Here is a 15,230-nt window from a genome sequence, read left to right as displayed (position 1 = left end):
TGCCCAAGGTGACACATGATTCCCCAAGATGAGTTTACATAATCCCGAGAATAAGAGCTATCTGCCCAAGTTCATTTCATATCCGCCCAAGTTCATTTCATATCCGCCCAAGTTCATTTCATATCCGCCCAAGTTCATATTCTGTAGGTTTATTTGCCCAAGAAACGATTCTATGTGCCCGGGTTGATGTTTTGAAATATCTTATAGAGTCCGCGTCGCCGAGAAAGAAGGCCGGATCTTGAGAGAATCCGTGCCGCTTGCAAATTAAAAACCCCACGTGCAAATGGCCGTGGGGTATAATTCTCTGCTTCACTTTGTCGTCCCATTCATGAGATCAAAAATGTGCTTATATGTGCTCCATTTTAACGCGTCGAAGGCTTTGCCGTCGCCGATGACGCCATAACCGATCATGAGCCCGAATATGGAAGCGAAGATCATCAAGGCAAGCACAATCACAATGCGTTTCCAAATCGGAATCGTTCTTGTGCTGTATCGGCTGTAGGTTTTTAACGTTTGAATCAAGTTCGCCTTTGTTTCGGACGGTTCCTGTCCGTTCGGCTCCTTCTGGCCGTTGTCGTTCTTCTTCATCCATTTCATGATCGGCTTGTCCTTCTCTTGTTTTTCCAACTGCGTCATGCCGCTTTTCAATTCGTTTGCCATCGCCAATCTCCCTACTTACCAAGGTATTTTTTATGTATGAGAGTCCATGTGCTGAAACATTCATTGCCGGATCTGCCGCATCGCCCGTTTGCCGGTCCATGCTGCTCCGGCAATCCCTTTCCGGACGATCCTTCGACATATGTTGAAATGTTTCCTCTTCATCGGCTTTTCAAAGGATGCTAAGGGACTGCTAATGGATTTTATGTATCGGTGAACCTGTTTTATGTATCGACTTTACTCTCTATTTTTAATAAAACGTAGTTTCCTTGGCAAGGGTTGCCGCAATTTTTACGGAATATATGTATAAATCACCGGAATTTTTCATTAACGGATGCCGTTGATGAGCGATATGGCTACAGCTGCAGAAGCATCCAGACTACTTAATTTTTCATTATCGGATGCCGTTGATGAGCCCCAGCATTTGGTCGGAAATGGTGATGGCGCGTGCATTAAATTGATAAGAACGCTGCGCTTGGATCAAGTTCGCCATTTCGTTCGATAAATCCACGTTGGACAGTTCGAGTTTCCCGCTCTCAAGGCCGATATTTTGCCGCGCATACCCGATCAGGTTCGTCAAAATATCGTCCGCATTAAATCCGAGCTGCGCCAGATTTTCCGGAAGATCAATGTATGAACCGGACAATTGCTTCATGACCTGTGGTTTATGGATTTCCGTAATCCCCAGCAAAAAGGATTGCCGCGTGCCGTTGGCGAATGTCACCGTCAATACGCCGTTTTCCCCGAGCGAAAAGCTTTCCACGTCATCGTTGAAGACAATCGGGTTTCCTTCGCTGTCCGCGACAGGATATCCGTCCGCATTGACGAGCATTACCCGTTCATCGTCCACCGGAGAAACGTAGAAATTTCCTTGGCGGGAATAAACGATGTTGAATCCGTTGTTTCCATCGGGCATCAAAATGTTGAAATATTGGCGTTCATTGGTGAAGGCAAAATCCAAATCGCGGTTTGTCGTCTGCAATGCGCCTTGGGCATGGTTTGTCTGGATCTGCGAAATTTTCGCGCCGACCCCGTAGCGGATTCCTTGCGGCGTCAATCTCGTCGCCTGTTCATCCCTGCGCGTGTTGAAATATTCCTGATACAGCATTTCGGAAAAACGCGCTTCTTTGGCTTTGTAGCCCGCCGTGTTGATGTTGGCAATGTTGTTGCTGATGGTGTCGATCTGTTGCTGGATTTGGCTCAATGTATTCGTCGCCGTCAACATGGTCCGCAGCATCTTTCCGCCTCCTCTCCTATACTTTGCCGATTTCGTTTACCGCTTTGTCCATGCTCCGGTCATAGGCCTGGACCACTTTTTGGTTCGCTTCAAAAGCGCGGTAGGCCGTCAACAGTTCCGCCATCGATTGGGCGGCATCCACATTGGAACCTTCCAGATGGCGCTGTTTCAAGCCGAATGTGACATTGGCCCTTCCATAAGCGGACGGCAGCGCTTGGCCGTTCTCCGTGCGGAAGAGTCCGTTGTCTTCCTTCACCAGACGGTTCGCGTTTTGGGCAAAAGCCACGCCGATTCTGGCGATTCGCCGGTTGCCGACATAGACGGAGCCGTCTTCAGTCACCTGGAAGTCTTCGCTTGGAAGCTGGATGCGCGCTCCCGTATCCGACAATACGTAGTATCCGTCGCCCGTGACCAGGTAGCCTTGTCCGTCCAATGTGAAGTTCCCGTTTCTTGTGTAGGCCTCGCCGCCATTTGGATGGGACAGACGGAAAAAGATGCTGCTGCCTGCCGGTAGTTCGCCGTCAATCAGCGCAAAATCCGTATTAAACTCCGTTTCGTAGACAGCCCCCTGATTGAAGTTTGGCATCGTTTCCTGGAGGTAGATGCCGGTGGAGAGGTTGCCGACCGGCCGGATCTGGCCGAGTTTTAATCCTTTTTTCACAGGTACATTCGTATCACCGATGGCAGACATGAGCATTTCAGGGAAGGAACGGATGGATGTCTGCTCCGCTTTGTATCCCGGCGTGTTGGCATTGGCCATGTTGTTGGTGAGAATCTCCGTTTTCCGCTGCTGCGCCAGCATGCCGGATGCTGCCGTATAAATTCCTTTGAACACGTTCTTCCCTCCTTTCAGCCGGTTTTGCAGAACCTTCTCCCTTTTATATCGGAGGAAAGCCGCCGTTTGATTATAGGCCGATTTTCACTTTTCCGGATGAATAATGTTTAACGGCAATGCAAATCACCGCCGGCAAAGACGGGCGGCAACCGGGCGCCCGAATCCGCTGCCGGCGGTTGCATTGCCGATGAATCAGCCATTGGAAAATCCCTCTGCCAGTCATCATCGCCGATTGCCGGCCGTACTTCAGGAAGACGGCCGGACCGGCTCCGGTTTTCTAGTGATAGATTGCAAGGTTCCAGGGCAGATTCGCCTATCTTTTTCCTCCCGGGCTGACCGCAAATCCATCCTTGATGGGACTGATTTCCGCCCGGCATTCAAAGTCTTTGCCCAATGAAACCGCTTAATCAAAATTTTTCATAAAACTTAGAATTTTGATCCCGGTGAATGGTCAATGTTGTCAAGCATGATGCCTGTTCCGATGGCCACGCAGTCCATTGGATTGTCCGCAACAAGCACCGGCACTTTCAATTCCTGCATGAGCAGTTGGTCCATGCCATGAAGCAACGCGCCGCCGCCTGTCAAAATGACTCCACGGTCGATGATGTCCGCAGATAATTCCGGCGGAGTTTTTTCCAATACGTTTTTCGCGGATTGGACAATCAATTGGACAGATTCATGCAAGGCTTTTTCAATTTCGTCCGAACGGATGGTAATGGTGCGAGGGAGGCCCGTTACCATGTCCCGTCCTCGGATTTCCATCGATTCGTCACGGCCGCCAGGGAAAACGGTTCCAATGTTGATTTTGATCGCTTCAGCCGTGCGTTCACCGATTAATAGTTTATATTCCTTTTTAATGTATTGAAGAATATCATTGTCGAACGTATCTCCCGCTACTTTGATAGATTCGCTCGTCACAATATCTCCCATGGACAGCACAGCGATATCTGTCGTACCGCCTCCGATGTCGACTACCATGTTTCCGCTTGGCTGGAAGATGTCCATGCCTGCCCCGATGGCAGCCACTTTCGGTTCTTCCTCCAAGTAAACTTTCTTGCCGCCTGATTTTTCGGCCGCTTCCCGTATCGCTTTCTTTTCGACGCTTGTGATGTTTGTCGGGCAGCAAATCAAAATGCGAGGTTTTGAGAAGAAACCTTTCACGTCAAGTTTGTTTAAAAAGTGTCTTAGCATCGCTTCCGTCAAATCAAAATCCGCAATGACCCCATCTTTAAGTGGACGAATGGCAACGATGTTTCCCGGCGTACGCCCTACCATTTTTCTGGCTTCTTCGCCGACTGCAAGTACTTTGTTTGATTTCTTGTCGATGGCTACCACGGAAGGTTCATTGAGTACAATGCCCTTCCCTTTCACATAAATTAGTACATTAGCAGTTCCTAAGTCGATCCCTATATCCTTTGAAAACATGATAATCTTATTACTCCTTCCGATTTTTTGCGACTCTTTTACTACGTTCTTGGATGTATATTTTTTATCTGTAATATTTTATCATAAGAAAGTCATAAAAAACATCTACTATTCACAGCTTATTTGACGTTTTTCTTGCATTTTCAACATTTTGTTAAAAATTTGCGTTTACCGGATGCTGGAAATTGCTGCAATCCCTTTCTTCCATGCGCGGATTCGCTCGTTCCATCAAAACGAAAAAGCATTCAGCCTGACTTTGCGCCAAAGCCAAACTAAATGCCTTTTCATTGGTTTTTTTTGCGGGACTGCCACTTTCTGCGCGTCGCCTCTCCCCCTCGCAAATGACGAACGGACTTGTGGTACGCCAGTATTTCCCTCACTTCTTTTGCCAGTTCTTCGTTTACCAGTTGCAGCCGTTCCGTTAAGTCTTTGTGCACCGTGCTCTTGGAATATCCGGTCATTTTTGCAAGGACCCGAACCGTCTCGCCCGTCTCCACAAGCAGCTTTCCCAGCCGTACACAACGGTGCCGAATGTGCTCGTGCACGTTCTCTTCCTTTCTATCGGATCTAAGAAGTGCAGTTTTGTCTATAATCAACCATCTGTTCCGCCGTTTTTCTGATACATGTATTTCAATGACGTTTGCAATCAGCGATTTAACGTTTATTCACAATATGTAAGTCAAAACTTTTTCAGAACTTTTTTTCCCAGGAAAGTAAAAGCGCAGCCTTGGGAAACGGCTTTTTCCGTTTCAGGCTGCGCTTTTTTGCGTTAGAAGCTTAAATAATTTCTCGGGTTGACATGTTCCCCGTTTTCCAACACTTCGAAATGGAGATGGATGCCGGCAGTCGGATTCCATTCGTTTTCTGTCGCAGTTCCAATCGGTTGTCCTTGCTCGACTTTTTCGCCTTTTTTCACAAGGATGTCTTTGACGGAGCTATAGTGCGTCTCCATTCCGTTCGGGTGCGCGATGATGATTTTGTTTCCAGTGAAGGCGTCAAGCTTCACTTCTTTCACTTCACCGCTCATTGCAGCGAGTACTTCAAACGGTTCGTTGTTGATTGAAATCGAAATGCCGGAAGATGTTGTAAAGGTTTGATCGAATACGAGCAACGCATTTTCCCTCGTCTTCGCATCCGCGTTCATATCGTAGAAATCCTGCAATACTTTCGCGTTTTGCAGCAGGCTTTCATCAAACGGATATTTGAGCGTTTCCTCCCGGGCATTCGTTTCAATCACCGGCGAATCGTCTTCCTCCGCAGTCGGTTCTGCCACCGTCGGATTTTCTTCCTCGTTTGTCACCACGGAATAAATACCTATTAAGCCAATAAGTACTGCTGCAATGCCCCCGTATATTGCCGGCCAAAACCATGGTTTTTGTTGCCATTTTGTTTTAAGTTGAGAAGGTTTATTTTGTTGTTTGTTTTGATCTTCTCTCATTTGTTCATCACCTCTAAGTGAAGGATGAACAAATTTTGGGGTTTCTAAACAATTTTTTTGGAAATTTTCACTATTTTTTGCATAATATTTTTCGGTTCTTAATATTTGTGTAGTAGCGTGGAACGGGGGTTCCGGGGGCGGGTGTGCCGCGGATTCCGTTATTTGTTTTGGAGCGTATGGAGGTTTTTTTGTTTTCGGTTCATGCGGCGGAACTGCATGGATGTGTTTTTTGCTGTCCGAAGCATGGAGCGGAGCGGCATGGAAAAGCATCTTTGAAGTCTGATGGGTGCAACGGAGCAGGATGGACGCATTTCTTGGATATACAACGCATGCAAAGAGGAAGCGCTTCTTTACTTTCGAAACAAGCGGCGGCGCCTGTTTTCCGCTCTTGTCCTGCGAATCTCCGGCGATTATTTGGTTTCTTTTTGGCACAGCATTTTTTCGATGGTGACGTTTTGGTAGTAATGTTTCAGGATTTCGTGGGCGGTTCTGCCCTGTTTCGCCATCGCATCCGCTCCGTATTGGCTCATGCCGACACCGTGGCCGTAGCCTTCCGTGGTGATTTCAATTTGATCGCCCTTCACCTGAACCGTGAAATCCGTCGAGCGCAAATCGAGCAATTCGCGAAATTCCCGTCCTGTCCATTGTTTGTCTCCGATGATGACTTTGTCTACCCTCCCTGTATTATTTTGTTTTGTCTGGATTTTTTTGATGTCGTCCAGGTTCATGTTGACTTTCAGCAACTTATTCCATTCTGCCAAAGTCAGCGTTTTTTTCATTACATAATTCTCCGCATGAAAGTCCGCGCTGACCACCGATTGGAGATAAGGGATTTCCGTTCCGCTGTAATTTTTCGAACTTTCCGTCCTGCCGTTGCTCATGGAGTGGAACATGGCCGTAATCAGTTCTCCGTTGTATTTCAACACTTCCCCTTTCGTACTTTCTACAGCTTCCCGGATTTTTTGTTCATTCGCTTCGAAGGTGGATTGCCAATTGGCTTTTCTTGTGTCTTCATCATAGAAAACTTGCTGCACGACAGTCGGTTCGATCGGCGTTTGGCCATTGTTTGTCGCTTTGAGCACGTACGTTCTTGCCGCGATGGCCTGCGCCTTGAGGGCTTCCGGATGGAAATCGGCCGGCATTTCCGCCGCCACCACCCCTAGGATATATTCTTCCAGCGGGATAGGATCCTCCTGGCCATTGACCCGGATGAAGATGTTGCAATCCTCCGTAATGATTGGCCCCGAAGCCTCTTTCAGCGTCTTGGCGGAATCTTTGAACAAAAACGGCAAGAAAAACATCCCCGAGATTAATAAGGTGATTGAGACGATAGCTATTAAATTGATGTCCTTTTTTATTCGTTTCATACCTATTACTTATGATTGGAGAGAGGGAAATATATCTTTTTTCTATAAGTTTTTTGGGCAGGGGCTCTGGCGCCCGCATGCGGGGAAACATTTGGAGCTTTTGCAGGGCTTTTTGCGCAGATCGATTTCTTGGCTTGGGAAAATTGGGGTTTTACTTGGGCGGATAATTGGTTGGCTTGGGGGCTTGGGGTTTCCTTTCGGGCGGATAATTGTTGTGCTTGGGTACTTGGGGTTTCCTCCCGGGCGGATAATTGGTTGGCTTGGGGGCTTGGGTTTCCTTTCGGGCGGATAATTGTTGTGCTTGGGGGCTTGGGCTTTCCTCTTGGGCGGATAATTCCTTGGCTTGGCGGATAAATTCTCACCTTGGGTATTTAATATTTCTTCTTGGGCAGATAAAGATCTTACTCAGGCACTTAACATTCCTTCTTGGGCAGATACAGCTCCTGCTCGAGCACTTAACTTTTCTCCTCGGTCAGATAAAGTTCATACTCGGGCACTTAACTTTTCTCCTTGGGCAAATAACTCCTTAACTTGGGCACACATAGATTCTCAGCTTGGCAATTCCTTCTTCTACAGATGCCAACCTCTTGCCATCCAATGTTATATAATCAAACTCACTTTCTGTGAGTCGTTTGAAATCATTACTAATGCATTATAGTAAAATATTGAAATATAGCTACTATACGGAAATTATTAAGGCAAATTTATAAGAGGGGTTAGGTGTTTGAATGAAAAACAAAAAAGTTATTAATGTTTCCAAATCTATTTTATTGGTCAGTTCATTTTTTATGTTTATGTTTATTTATAAATATTTAGTATTTATCCCTGAATTTAAATGTATTTTTGAGAAAGACGCTTTGTGGCTTATATTTCCTGTTATCACATTGGGGTTGGAGATACAATCATATATTAATAGAGAACCATGATGAACAAATTTTAAAATCAAAAGATTGAATGGGCTAAAAAACAATAAAACCTGCACAAGAGAATGGCATACGCCATTCATTTTTTCTCCTTGCAAGCTACAAATGGACCCTATTTCATCGTTCTCCTATATCTCGTGCAGGATAAAGAGGGAGCTGCCGTACTCCCGAAAACTTAGCGCTTATTATGAAATGCTAGTTACTTAAGTAATTTCGGTTAGTTTAGATTAATCCGCTTAGGATGTATTCAGATATTTTATCAGGAAGGCCCAAAATCATATCTAATAAGCCGTGTATTATACCTCTTTTGGCATTCAGGTTCTCTGAACGGGCATTTGACATTCCGGCTTGGGCATTTATTTCCTCCGCCCGGGCATATAGCATTTCCTCTTGGGCACTTAGAACCCCGGCTTGGGCACTTAATTGCTTTTCTTGGGCACATAAGTCCTCTACTCGGGCACTTGCCTTCCCTGCTCGGGCATATAATATTTCCTGCTCGGGCGCATAAACCCTCTACTCGGGAACCTACCATCCCTGCTTGGGCACATAAACCCTCCACTTTTGCCACTTATCACCCCGGCTTGGGCACATAAACCACCATATTTCTCATCCTCTTCCTGAGGCCTTCCTCACAAACTCCCCTGCATCTCCGCAAAATATTTTCCGGAAAATGAAAAACGACAAAACCTCGCGAACAAGATTTTGCCGTTTTCACCCATATTTTAGGAATAAATCGCTTCTATTCGACATATCGTACATTAGAAAAATAGAATGCCCCCGTAAGATTCAAATCTTAAACATTCAGCGTTGTTCCTGTGGCAACATTTGAATCCTTCGAATCTACTTCCACGATATCGCCGGATACGCGTTCAATATCCGCCCCCAGCGCACGCAGTTTCTTCTCGAAATCCACATAACCGCGGTCCAAATGATACAGTTTCGTTACACGCGTGACGCCATCCGTTGCCAATCCCGCCAGAATCAATGCCGCTGCCGCGCGCAAATCCGTCGCTGCGACTTCCGCGCCTTGCAACTTCACCGGACCTTCAATAAACGTGGATCGGCCTTCGATTTTCAAGGACGCACCCATGCGGCGAAACTCTTCCACATGCATGAACCGGTTTTCGAATACCGTTTCGGTAATGATGCTCGTTCCATGTGCCGTCAACATCAACGCCATCATTTGCGCCTGCATGTCGGTCGGGAATCCCGGATATGGCATCGTTTTCACATCCACCGCTTTCAACGGATCGTTCGCCCGCACCCGGATGCCTGAACCGTTTTCAGTGATTTCTACACCCATTTCGCGCATCTTGGCAATCAACGCCGTCAAATGTTCCGGAATCACGTTTTCGATGTACACATCGCCGCGGGTAATCGCCGCCGCCACCATGAAAGTCCCCGCTTCGATCCGGTCAGGAATCACATGATGTGTCGTACCATGAAGTTCTTTTACGCCTTCGATGCGGATGGTGTCCGTTCCGGCCCCTGTGACACGGCCTCCCATTTTGTTGATGAAATTTGCCAAGTCCACGATTTCCGGCTCTTTTGCCGCGTTTTCAATCACTGTCGTCCCTTCCGCCAGTGCAGCGGCAGTCATAATATTCTCTGTTGCGCCAACGCTCGGAAAATCCAAATAGATATTTGCCCCTCTTAAACGTCCGTTCGCTTTCGCTTCGACATAGCCATGGCCTGTCGAAATTTTCGCGCCCATTGCTTCAAACCCTTTTAAATGCAGCTCGATCGGCCGAGATCCTATGGCGCACCCGCCCGGCATCGCCACACGCGCATAGCCGTTCCTTGCCAAAAGGGAACCCATCACTAAAATTGAGGCGCGCATTTTACTGACATAATCAAAAGGTGCCTCGCTTCGTAAAGTTTTTTCTGCATTTATATGAATCTCGTTATCTTCAACGTTGTATTTTACTTCCGCATTCAAACTTTTCAATACTTCATTTATCGTATGAACATCCGCTAAGTTTGGGACGTCTTTGATTACGCTCGTATTCTTAGAAGCTAGCAATGAAGCAGTCAAAATCGGCAATACGGCATTTTTTGCCCCTTCTATTTTGACTTTTCCTTGTAATCTTCTGCCTCCTGTAACAATCATTTTCTCCACAAATCGTCCCTCCGAATCCATTTATCACAAAATGTCTATCGAAACTAGACAACTAAAAAACAAACCATATCAATAGTAATGCTTCTTTCTTTATTTTACAAGTGACTAATAAACCTATTTTTAAATATTTTTCAACATATATCTACAATTATATATTACGCACAACGGCGATTTATGGTGAATTTTTCCGAAATATTAAAAATTCCTAACTTTTTCATATTTTTATGTCTATTTTGTTGCAAACCTATCTACATGATTGCCCAGGAAATAACAAGGTATATGTGTTGTAACGACAAAAGCATCCAAATTCGGCATTTGCCCTTACAAACCATATATAGTCGAAGGGGAAAATGCGTATTGACTGCTGAAATGCCCCTCTGAGAACAGGGGCCAAAACATTGTCCGATCACCTTGTAAAGATATACGGCAATTGCTGCGACAACCCCGTAAAATCCAAGAAGAATTTTGAAACGGTATAACCTAAAGCGATGCTCAAAAGAATATACATCAACTGGATTTGGAAGGTCTTCCCTTTTTTGAACACCACATCCAATCGAAGTGATTGCAACGCATACCAGGCAATGACAATGAAAATCAAATGGGAAATGATTCCGATTGCCGCCTGTATGCCCATTGATTGATACACATCGGCCGATGTCAGCATCCGCGCTCCTCCTTTCTTTTTCGTTCAAACGGATCCCTGCTTCTCAAAAACTGTCATTTCTTTTGCTATATAAATAGGTATAATAACGCCACATCTATTAACTTATTCAGCATTCCGCGGAAAAATGACTTTTCAAAACAAGTAAAAATATTCCATGTCAAGCAAGAGAAAAAGCGGACAGTCAGACTGCCCGCTTCTTATTAAACGTTTTCCTCGTAGACTTTGATACGGTTGATTGCACGTTTCAAAGCAATTTCAGCGCGTTTGAAGTCAACATCATCGGATTTGCTGCGAAGACGTTCTTCCGCTCTCCGTTTCGCTTCTTTCGCACGAGCAATATCGATGTTTTCTGCAACTTCAGCAGCTGGAGATAAGATTGAGATTTTATCTGGACGAACTTCAATAAAGCCACCGCCAACGGCTACTACTTTTTTGGAACCGTCCGGGAATTTCAAAGTTGCCGCACTGATTTCAAGCGGCGCCACTAACGGAATGTGGCCTGGGAGAATACCGATTTCCCCAGAAATCGTTTTTGCAATTACCATTGCGACTTCAGCATCGTAGACTGGGCCGTCCGGAGTGACAATATTGACTTGAACTGTGCTCATTTAATTTCCTCCTCCGTCCGAAACATTATACCTCTACGCCCATTGCTTTCGCTTTTTCGATTACGTCTTCAATGCTTCCTACTAGACGGAATGCATCTTCTGGCAAGTGGTCATATTTGCCTTCCAAGATTTCTTTGAAGCTGCGCACTGTGTCTTTCACTGGAACGTATGATCCAGGTTGGCCAGTGAACTGTTCTGCAACGTGGAAGTTTTGTGATAAGAAGAATTGGATACGACGAGCACGTTCAACGATCTTCTTATCTTCTTCAGACAATTCATCCATACCAAGGATGGCGATGATGTCCTGCAATTCACGGTAACGTTGCAATGTTTGCTGTACGCCGCGAGCTACTTGATAGTGTTCTTCGCCTACGATTTCAGGCGCCAATGCACGGGATGTAGATGCAAGCGGGTCCACCGCAGGGTAAATACCCATCTCAGAAAGTTTACGTTCAAGGTTTGTTGTAGAATCCAAGTGAGCGAATGTTGTCGCCGGAGCCGGGTCAGTATAGTCGTCGGCTGGTACGTAAATCGCTTGGATGGATGTGATGGAACCTTTATTTGTAGATGTGATCCGTTCTTGCAAGTTACCCATTTCTGTCGCAAGTGTTGGTTGGTAACCAACGGCAGATGGCATACGGCCAAGTAGGGCTGATACTTCGGAACCTGCTTGCGTGAAGCGGAAGATGTTGTCGATGAACAATAGCACGTCTTGTCCTTGCTCATCACGGAAGTATTCCGCCATTGTCAAACCAGTCAAGGCAACGCGCATACGCGCACCAGGCGGTTCGTTCATTTGTCCGAATACCATGGCAGTTTTCGAAATAACGCCGGAATCGCTCATTTCATGGTACAAGTCGTTACCTTCACGAGTACGTTCACCTACACCAGCGAATACAGAAATACCACCGTGTTCTTGTGCGATGTTGTGGATCAATTCTTGAATCAATACCGTTTTACCTACTCCGGCACCACCGAACAGACCTACTTTACCACCTTTGATGTAAGGTGCCAATAAGTCAACAACTTTGATACCTGTTTCAAGGATTTCAACTTTTGTAGAAAGTTCTTCGAATTTAGGCGCTTCGCGGTGAATTGGATCGCGGCGGGCTTCAGCCGGAATATCTTCTTTTTCATCGATTGGTTCACCAAGCACGTTGAATACGCGGCCCAGTGTTACTTCACCTACTGGAACAGAGATTGGAGCACCTGTATTTGTTACTTCAGCGCCACGTTGAAGGCCGTCTGTTGAAGCCATGGCGATTGTACGGACAGTGTCGTCTCCTAGGTGCAATGCTACTTCCAATGTCAAAGTAACCGTTTCTTCACCAGGACGATTGATGTCAACTTTTAACGCGTCATAAATATTTGGTAATTGTCCGTTTGGGAAACGTACGTCAACAACCGGACCCATTACTTGAATGACATGTCCTTTGTTCATTCCTGTGTACCCTCCTATCGTACATTTATACAAAAGCAAGGAGCCAGCCTATTTGATGGCTTCCGCTCCGCTGACAATTTCTGTGATTTCCTGAGTGATTGATGCTTGACGAGCACGGTTGTATTCGAGTGTAAGTGTGCGAATAAGTTCGTTCGCGTTATCTGTCGCCGTTTTCATGGCAGTCATACGCGCTGCATGTTCACTTGCTTTGGCATCGAGCAATGCACCGTAAATCAAGCTTTCCGCATATTGAGGAAGCAATACTTCCAAAATCGCTTCTGCGCTTGGCTCAAATTCATACGTTGCATGAAGGCCTTCTGTTGCCGGAGCCAAATCCGTGATCGGCAATACTTTTTTCTCCGTCACGACTTGTGAAATCACGCTGACATAGTGGTTGTAGTACATATAGAGTTCGTCATATGTACCATCAGCGAACATACCAACAGCTTTGCGTACGATTTGTTTGATTTGGGCAAAAGAAGGCTGGTCAGGCAAGCCGACAACGCTGTCCACTACATTCATGCCATGCCGTTTGAAATATTCTGTAGGTACACGACCGATTGATAAAATCACATACTCGTCATTGGATTTATGCCGTTCTTGAATGGCACGTGACATTTCACGAATCACGTTGGCGTTATAAGGACCGGCCAACCCGCGGTCAGAACCGATAACGATGTAACCTGTCTTTTTCACAGGGCGGGCCACCAGCATTGGATGAGTGACATCCGGTGCGGCTGCTGCGATGGATGCCACTACGTCCTGCACTTTCTCCATGTAAGGAACATAAGCTTTCGCGTTTTCTTCCGCTCTCGTTTTCTTCGAAGCGGACACCATTTGCATCGCTTTAGTGATGTGCCCTGTTTTTTGAGTCGCTGTGATCCGCTTTTTAATATCGCGCAAGTTTTTTGCCACTGGTATTTCACCACCTTTTCATTTTAGTCATCATTCGTACTGGCGATCAGAAGTTCTTTCAGTGGGACTGAAAGATTATTCTTCTGATTTCGCAAATTGTTTTTTGAACTCAGTAAGAGCCGCATGGAAATCTTCGTCGGATGGAAGATCCTTAGTCGTACGAATATGCTCTAAAATGTGAGTGTGGTTTACATCTAACCAGCTGTACAATTCGTTTTCGAATCGGCGGATGTCTTTTACCGGAATATCATCCAAGTAACCGCGAGTCAATGCGTAAAGGATTGCGACCTGGTATTCCACTTTGATCGGTTTGTTCAAGTCCTGTTTCAATACTTCAACCGCACGTTTACCGCGTTCAAGTTTTGCAAGAGTCGCTTTATCCAAATCGGAACCGAATTGGGCGAACGCTTCAAGTTCACGGTATGCTGCCAAGTCAAGACGAAGCGTACCGGCAACTTTTTTCATCGCTTTGATTTGCGCGGCACCACCTACGCGGGATACGGATAGACCGGCGTTGATCGCTGGACGTACACCGGAGTGGAACAAGTCGGATTGCAAGAAAATTTGTCCGTCTGTGATAGAGATTACGTTTGTTGGGATGTACGCGGAAATGTCCCCTGCTTGCGTTTCTACGAATGGAAGCGCCGTGATGGAACCTGCACCCATGTCGTCGCTCAATTTTGCAGCGCGTTCAAGCAAACGGCTGTGCAAGTAGAATACGTCACCCGGATAAGCTTCGCGGCCTGGAGGACGACGTAATAGCAATGAAAGCTCACGGTATGCCGCCGCTTGTTTAGAAAGATCATCGTATACGATCAATACGTGTTTGCCTTGCAACATGAAGTATTCAGCCATTGATACACCGGCATATGGCGCCAAGTATAATAATGGAGCCGGTTGGGAAGCTGACGCCGTGATGACGATGGAGTAATCCAAAGCGCCGTGTTTGCGCAGTGTTTCAACAACCGTACGAACCGTAGATTCTTTCTGACCGATTGCAACGTAGATACAGATCATGTTTTGGTCAGCTTGGTTCAAGATTGTGTCGATCGCGATGGATGTTTTACCAGTTTGGCGGTCACCGATGATTAACTCACGTTGACCACGGCCGATCGGCACCAATGCGTCGATCGCTTTGATACCTGTTTGCAATGGTTCATGAACGGATTTACGTTTCATTACGCCGAAAGCAGGGCTTTCGATTGGACGAGTTTTAGTTGTATTGATAGGGCCTTTTCCATCCACCGGAATACCGAGTGGGTTTACAACGCGGCCGATTAGTTCTTCACCAACAGGAACTTCCATGATGCGACCTGTGCGACGAACTGTATCGCCTTCTTTGATGCCAAGGTAGTTACCTAGAATAACGATCCCGACGTTGCCTTCTTCTAGGTTTTGAGCCATACCCATAACACCATTTTCGAACTCAACAAGTTCTCCTGCCATACAGTTGTCGAGGCCATGAGCGCGTGCGATACCGTCACCGACAGTGATTACAGTACCAACTTCGTTTACTTCTAATTCAGATTGGTAGTTTTCAATCTGCTTTCTAAGCAGAGCGCTGATTTCTTCAGCCTTGATGCTCATGAATGTCACCTCTC

Annotated in this window: 14 protein-coding genes; 1 reads left to right on the top strand and 13 read right to left on the bottom strand. The window is 46.1% G+C overall.

The genetic code is table 11. From position 1 onward, the window contains the following. Positions 1-309: 309 nt before the first annotated feature. The 7 genes from NST62_RS01755 to spoIID form a co-directional block, all read right to left on the bottom strand. Complete coding sequence (locus NST62_RS01755) at positions 310-660, bottom strand: DNA-directed RNA polymerase subunit beta (protein ID WP_246045846.1); 351 nt, start codon at positions 658-660, stop codon at positions 310-312. 391 nt (positions 661-1,051) lie between these two features. Then, positions 1,052-1,894 (bottom strand): flagellar hook-basal body protein, encoded by an 843-nt coding sequence (locus NST62_RS01750; protein ID WP_141602205.1) that lies wholly within the window; start codon positions 1,892-1,894, stop codon positions 1,052-1,054. A 16-nt stretch (positions 1,895-1,910) separates the two neighbouring features. After that, the gene (locus tag NST62_RS01745; protein ID WP_141602204.1) at positions 1,911-2,729 is read right to left on the bottom strand and encodes a flagellar hook-basal body protein; all 819 of its coding nucleotides are present in this window, start codon (positions 2,727-2,729) and stop codon (positions 1,911-1,913) included. A 426-nt stretch (positions 2,730-3,155) separates the two neighbouring features. Then, positions 3,156-4,154 (bottom strand): rod shape-determining protein, encoded by a 999-nt coding sequence (locus NST62_RS01740; RefSeq protein ID WP_141602202.1) that lies wholly within the window; start codon positions 4,152-4,154, stop codon positions 3,156-3,158. Positions 4,155-4,438: 284 nt separating this feature from the next. Then, positions 4,439-4,699: a sporulation transcriptional regulator SpoIIID gene (locus tag NST62_RS01735; protein ID WP_141602201.1), complete on the bottom strand. Its 261-nt coding sequence runs from the start codon at positions 4,697-4,699 to the stop codon at positions 4,439-4,441. A 224-nt stretch (positions 4,700-4,923) separates the two neighbouring features. Next, on the bottom strand, positions 4,924-5,592 hold the full coding sequence (locus NST62_RS01730) for a M23 family metallopeptidase (RefSeq protein ID WP_141602200.1): 669 nt from the start codon (positions 5,590-5,592) through the stop codon (positions 4,924-4,926). Positions 5,593-6,002: 410 nt separating this feature from the next. Next, complete coding sequence (gene spoIID, locus NST62_RS01725) at positions 6,003-6,893, bottom strand: stage II sporulation protein D (protein ID WP_342463272.1); 891 nt, start codon at positions 6,891-6,893, stop codon at positions 6,003-6,005. Here spoIID and NST62_RS01720 point away from each other — a divergent pair. Continuing rightward, positions 6,868-7,251 (top strand): hypothetical protein, encoded by a 384-nt coding sequence (locus tag NST62_RS01720; RefSeq protein WP_342463299.1) that lies wholly within the window; start codon positions 6,868-6,870, stop codon positions 7,249-7,251. The genes spoIID and NST62_RS01720 overlap by 26 nt on opposite strands. Positions 7,252-8,675: 1,424 nt before the next feature. Here NST62_RS01720 and murA read toward each other — a convergent pair. The 6 genes from murA to atpA form a co-directional block, all read right to left on the bottom strand. Continuing rightward, positions 8,676-10,001 (bottom strand): UDP-N-acetylglucosamine 1-carboxyvinyltransferase, encoded by a 1,326-nt coding sequence (gene murA, locus NST62_RS01715; protein WP_141602197.1) that lies wholly within the window; start codon positions 9,999-10,001, stop codon positions 8,676-8,678. Between the two features lie 406 nt (positions 10,002-10,407). Continuing rightward, positions 10,408-10,635, bottom strand: coding sequence for a DUF1146 family protein (locus tag NST62_RS01710; RefSeq protein WP_181733228.1), 228 nt, complete (start codon positions 10,633-10,635; stop codon positions 10,408-10,410). Between the two features lie 230 nt (positions 10,636-10,865). Further along, positions 10,866-11,273, bottom strand: coding sequence for a F0F1 ATP synthase subunit epsilon (locus NST62_RS01705; protein WP_141602196.1), 408 nt, complete (start codon positions 11,271-11,273; stop codon positions 10,866-10,868). A 25-nt stretch (positions 11,274-11,298) separates the two neighbouring features. Beyond that, positions 11,299-12,714, bottom strand: coding sequence for a F0F1 ATP synthase subunit beta (gene atpD / locus NST62_RS01700; RefSeq protein WP_141602195.1), 1,416 nt, complete (start codon positions 12,712-12,714; stop codon positions 11,299-11,301). A gap of 48 nt (positions 12,715-12,762) precedes the next feature. Further along, positions 12,763-13,629 (bottom strand): ATP synthase F1 subunit gamma, encoded by an 867-nt coding sequence (gene atpG, locus NST62_RS01695; protein ID WP_342463061.1) that lies wholly within the window; start codon positions 13,627-13,629, stop codon positions 12,763-12,765. A 75-nt stretch (positions 13,630-13,704) separates the two neighbouring features. Next, positions 13,705-15,216: a F0F1 ATP synthase subunit alpha gene (gene atpA / locus NST62_RS01690; protein WP_141602193.1), complete on the bottom strand. Its 1,512-nt coding sequence runs from the start codon at positions 15,214-15,216 to the stop codon at positions 13,705-13,707. Positions 15,217-15,230: the final 14 nt, after the last annotated feature.

The sequence above is a fragment of the Ureibacillus sp. FSL K6-8385 genome (assembly GCF_038593155.1).
In the GTDB taxonomy this organism is placed as follows: domain Bacteria; phylum Bacillota; class Bacilli; order Bacillales_A; family Planococcaceae; genus Ureibacillus; species Ureibacillus terrenus.
The sequence above is the reverse complement of the archived record's forward strand: the minus strand, read 5'-3'. Positions and strand labels throughout refer to the sequence as shown.

What these genes read in the sequence shown, in the direction of transcription:
- NST62_RS01755 (WP_246045846.1), bottom strand. Translation starts at nt 660, where the DNA reads ATGGCAAACGAATTGAAAAGCGGCATGACGCAGTTGGAAAAACAAGAG.
- NST62_RS01750 (WP_141602205.1), bottom strand. Translation starts at nt 1,894, where the DNA reads ATGCTGCGGACCATGTTGACGGCGACGAATACATTGAGCCAAATCCAG.
- NST62_RS01740 (WP_141602202.1), bottom strand. Translation starts at nt 4,154, where the DNA reads ATGTTTTCAAAGGATATAGGGATCGACTTAGGAACTGCTAATGTACTA.
- NST62_RS01730 (WP_141602200.1), bottom strand. Translation starts at nt 5,592, where the DNA reads ATGAGAGAAGATCAAAACAAACAACAAAATAAACCTTCTCAACTTAAA.
- spoIID (WP_342463272.1), bottom strand. Translation starts at nt 6,893, where the DNA reads ATGTTTTTCTTGCCGTTTTTGTTCAAAGATTCCGCCAAGACGCTGAAA.
- NST62_RS01710 (WP_181733228.1), bottom strand. Translation starts at nt 10,635, where the DNA reads ATGGGCATACAGGCGGCAATCGGAATCATTTCCCATTTGATTTTCATT.
- NST62_RS01705 (WP_141602196.1), bottom strand. Translation starts at nt 11,273, where the DNA reads ATGAGCACAGTTCAAGTCAATATTGTCACTCCGGACGGCCCAGTCTAC.
- atpD (WP_141602195.1), bottom strand. Translation starts at nt 12,714, where the DNA reads ATGAACAAAGGACATGTCATTCAAGTAATGGGTCCGGTTGTTGACGTA.
- atpA (WP_141602193.1), bottom strand. Translation starts at nt 15,216, where the DNA reads ATGAGCATCAAGGCTGAAGAAATCAGCGCTCTGCTTAGAAAGCAGATT.